1 protein-coding gene is annotated in these 4009 nt (G+C 73.2%); it reads left to right on the top strand.

The features are described from left to right. Positions 1-468 precede the first annotated feature (468 nt). The gene (locus ACFWI9_RS31945) at positions 469-3861 is read left to right on the top strand and encodes a tetratricopeptide repeat protein (RefSeq protein ID WP_387168092.1); all 3393 of its coding nucleotides are present in this window, start codon (positions 469-471) and stop codon (positions 3859-3861) included. Positions 3862-4009 lie beyond the last annotated feature (148 nt).

Here is a 4009-nt window from a genome sequence, read left to right as displayed (position 1 = left end):
ACTGTCTCTGCTTGGGGGGCTCTTTTATCTTTTCTCCCCGGCACCTACGGGCCCACAACCGCCCCGTCAACCGCGCGGGGGGGGTCTCCCCCCCGCACCCCCCCCGCTCCCGCTTCCCCGAGATTCACCGTTGTCAGTACGTCATTGGCCTCCTCGGCTCTGCTCGCTCTCTCCGGTCTACCCGGCGTCTGTGACGCCTCTGCTCTCTCCGATGTCTCCGGTGATCCGCAGCGACTGAAGGTTCTGCCTATAGGGGGCTCCTTCCTTCTCGCTTCTTCCGGCTCTTCCGGCTCTTCCGGTGCTTCGCTCGTTCCCGGTGCTTCTCCGGTATGGATCAAGTGCCCCCCACAGATAAGGACAAACCTCCTCTTATCGGGTGATGCATAGAGGTCATGGACTCCCTCGCGCCAACGCGCGTCACGCAGGACACTTGAGATCACCAGCGGAATCTTTCGGAGGGGGACCCATATGCGGGACAGCCATCGAGCGGAAGCCGAGCGGCTGTTGATACGCGCGGTCGACGAGGAGGTACGCCGCTCGGGTGGGCGCGCCGACTCCGCCGCGCTGCTGGCACGCGGGCGGACGGCGCTGGAGACGATGGTGGCGGAAGCGGCGCGGGAGGAGTACGCCGCGTACGCGCGCGCCGTCGAAGCGGCCGAGGCGAGCCGGCAGCCCCTGTCGGCGGGGTTCCGGCGGCGGAACGTCTCGACACCCTTGCTGGTCACCGCCGTTGGGTCGGTCGCGGCCATCGGAGCGGACATGGCACTCGGCACAACCACGGGCACGGCCGTCGGTGCCGGGGCCATCGTCGCCGTCGCCGGTGCCGCCACGACCGTGGCCAAGGTGACCGCGTCGCACTGGCCCGCCGCACATCGCAGGGCCGGGGCGCTGGCGCAGCCGGGCGGGGTGGAACAGCTGCGGCTGGCGTGGCTGACGGCGCTGGAGGTACGGGGCATCCGCCCGTTCATCGACCAGCAGCGGCTACTGACGGCTGCCGCGGCCCGGCAGGGCTCCCGGCGGGACACCCCCAGCGCGAACAGGGCGACGAGGACGGCACCGGTCCCGGGCGCGGGCATGGGCGCGTCCACCGGCACAACCTCCGGTGCGGCCAAGTCCAGCGGGCCGGTTCTGCGCGGCAGCGACCGCAGCCAGGCGGCCCGCAGACGCAGTGTGCTGGAGCAGTCCTTCGGGCACCTGCCCGCCCCGGACGGGCCGTTCGCGGGACGCCGCGAGGCGATCACACGGATCGCCCAGTGGGTGCACGCCGCACGCGCCGCCACGGAGACGAAACCGACGGTCGTCGTCCTGCACGGCGAACCGGGCTCGGGCCGCACCACCCTCGCGGTGCGCGCCGCGCATGAGCTGAAGGACCAGTTCCGCGGCGCCTGCGTGGTCGACCTGCGCGGTGACTCGGCCGGCTCCGAACAGCCACTGCCCACCCGCGACGCGCTACTGCACCTGCTGAACCGGCTCGGTGCCCCGCGCGAGCAGCTGTTGTTCCGGGAGCGGTCGTCGTCTCCCGAGCAGCAGGTGCGGCGGCTGAGCGAGCTGTACCACCAGCATCTGACGGGCCTTCCGGTCACTGTCATCCTGGACGACGCGAGCGACGCCGCCCAGATCCGTACGCTGATTCCGGAGCGCTCGGACTCGCTCGTGCTGGTGACGTCCCGTCGGCCACTGGAGCCGTCCGCGCTCGGCACCGGGGACGACGGGAACGGCGAGAGCACGGCCTGGGTGCACCATCTGGCGGTGGAGCCCCTGGACGGGGCGGGGGCCGAGGAGCTGCTGGCATGGGCCGCCGGAAAACCGCAGGAGGGACCGGGAGGGGCGGAGGCGGAAAGGCAGCGGGCCCAGGACGAGCCGTACGACTCCCAGTCCTGCGATTCCGTACGTGAGTCGTGCGGCGGACTGCCGCTCGCGCTGCGTACGGCCGGATCCTCACTGGGGACGCGCTCGATGCGGGACCTGGCAGCCGCGCTGTCCGCGTACGGCGGACCGTCGGGCCCCGTCGAGCGGGCGCTGTGGCTGCGCTACACAGACCAGGGCGAGCAGGCCCGCCGGCTGCTGCGCAGGCTGTCGCTGGCGGGGCGTACCTCGCTCGGCGCGGCGGCAGCCGCGGCCCTGCTGGGCACGGACGAGGCGGAGGGTCAGCGGCAGCTTTCGGTGCTTGCCAGGGCCGGCCTGCTGGACCATGTGCGCGGGGAGCGCTACCGGTTGCACGACGCGGTCCGGGCCTTCGCCCACGCCCGTCTGCTGGACGAGGAGGAGCTGCCGGAGCGCACCGCCGCACAGGAACGCCTGATCATCGGCTACGCCGAGCTCGCGGACTCGGTGATCCGGCTGGTCGACGGCAAGACCTCGACCCGCGCCGACCACTTCGACGGCCATGGCTTCTCCTCGCTGGAGGCGGCGCTGCGCTGGCTGGACGACGAGTCCAGCTTCATCACGGCGGCGCTGCGGCACGCGGAGGGAATCGACCAGCAGGCCGTGCTGAACCTGCTCGGCGCGCTGTGCGACTACTGCCTGCTGCGGGGCGACCTGTACCGCCTCGGCGAGATCAGCGAACTGACCCAGGCGGTCGACCAGGGCCTGCTGATCCGCTCGGTCCAGTGGCGTACGGGCATCGCCGCGCGCCAGCTCGGCGAGCTGGACAAGGCCCGCACCACCCTGACCTCGGTGGTGGAGCTCTACCGCGAGGCGCACCATGACGCCGGCGCCGCCAGGGCCCTGTGCTCCCTCGGTATCACCCTGCACCACCAGGGCAACCTCGCCGAGGCCGCGGCGAAGCTGCGCGAGGCGCTCGAACTCCAGGCGTCCGACGCCCTGGCCGCCGACCGCGCCTGGACGCTGCACGCACTCGCCGCGGTGGAACGGGACCGGGCGAACCTCGCGGAGGCGCTGACCCTGCTCTCCACCGCGCTGACGCTGCACCGGGGTGGCGAATCCCTGCACGGCGAGGCCTGGACCCACTACCAGCTGGGACAGGTGTGCCTGCGGATGGGCGACGCACCGCGGGCAGAGTCGGAGCTGCGGGAGGCCCTCGGGCTCTACGGCCGCACCCAGGACGACCGCGGCGAGGCCTGGGCGCTGACCCAGCTCGCCCGCGCCCGACTGGTGGACGGTGATCCGGCGCCCGCCGTCGAGCAGTTGCGGCAGGCGGTGTCCCGGCACCGCGACAACGAGGACGCGCGCGGCGAGGCCTGGACGCTTTACTACCTGGGCCAGTCACTGGAGGAGCAGGGCGACCGCGACCAGGCGGTACGCGAGCTGGAACGGGCCCGCACGATGTTCTCGCGGATGCGCGACGTGTACGGGCTGGCCTGCGCCCGCCACCACTCCGGCCGCGCCACCCGCGACCAGCGCGCCGCGCGGACGGGCAACCTCCGCAACTCCGGTTTCGCCCGCCAGCTCCTGGTGGACGCGCGCGCCGACTTCCGCCGTATCGGCGTGGCTCACGGGGAGGCGTGGACCTGCCTCGAACTGGCCGTCATCGACGCCGGCAACGACCGCCCGGCCCAGGCCCTCGGCCTGTGCGACGAGGCGATCACCCTGTTCACCTCATACGGCGACCGCCGCGGCGACGCCTGGGCACGCTTCCTTCGCTGCACGCTCCTCCCGTACGCCTCGGCGGGCGGCGTCGAGGTCGGCACGGTCGTCGCCCAGGAGGAGCTGTCCACCCTTCGCACCGAGCTCCGTACCGAGCCTCGCCCGAGCGGCGACCCGAAACTGGAGGACTTCGCGGAGGCCTTCACGCTGGTCCTGGAGCGTGGGGTCCGGCTGGAGGAGGGGTGGCAGGCCTGGACCCTGGGCATGGTGCCGGACCGGCATGCCCGGGAGGTGATGGGCGTACCCACGGGCTGATCCCCGCGACGCACCCCGGCGCATGCCCGAGCGCCGCCCCCCCCCCGGGGGGGGGGGGGGCGGGCTGCCCCCCCCCCCCCCCGGCCGCCCCGCCGGGGGGGGGGGGGGGGGGCTCCGCTGTGTTGGGGCCCCCCTCCGCGCGCGCCCC

This window comes from Streptomyces sp. NPDC127084 (genome assembly GCF_042724175.1).
Lineage (GTDB): Bacteria > Actinomycetota > Actinomycetes > Streptomycetales > Streptomycetaceae > Streptomyces.
Note: the sequence above shows the minus strand (reverse complement) of the source record. Positions and strands in the feature narration are given on the sequence as shown.

Coding starts and splice junctions, on each gene's coding strand:
- ACFWI9_RS31945 (WP_387168092.1), top strand. CDS start 469: ATGCGGGACAGCCATCGAGCGGAAGCCGAGCGGCTGTTGATACGCGCG.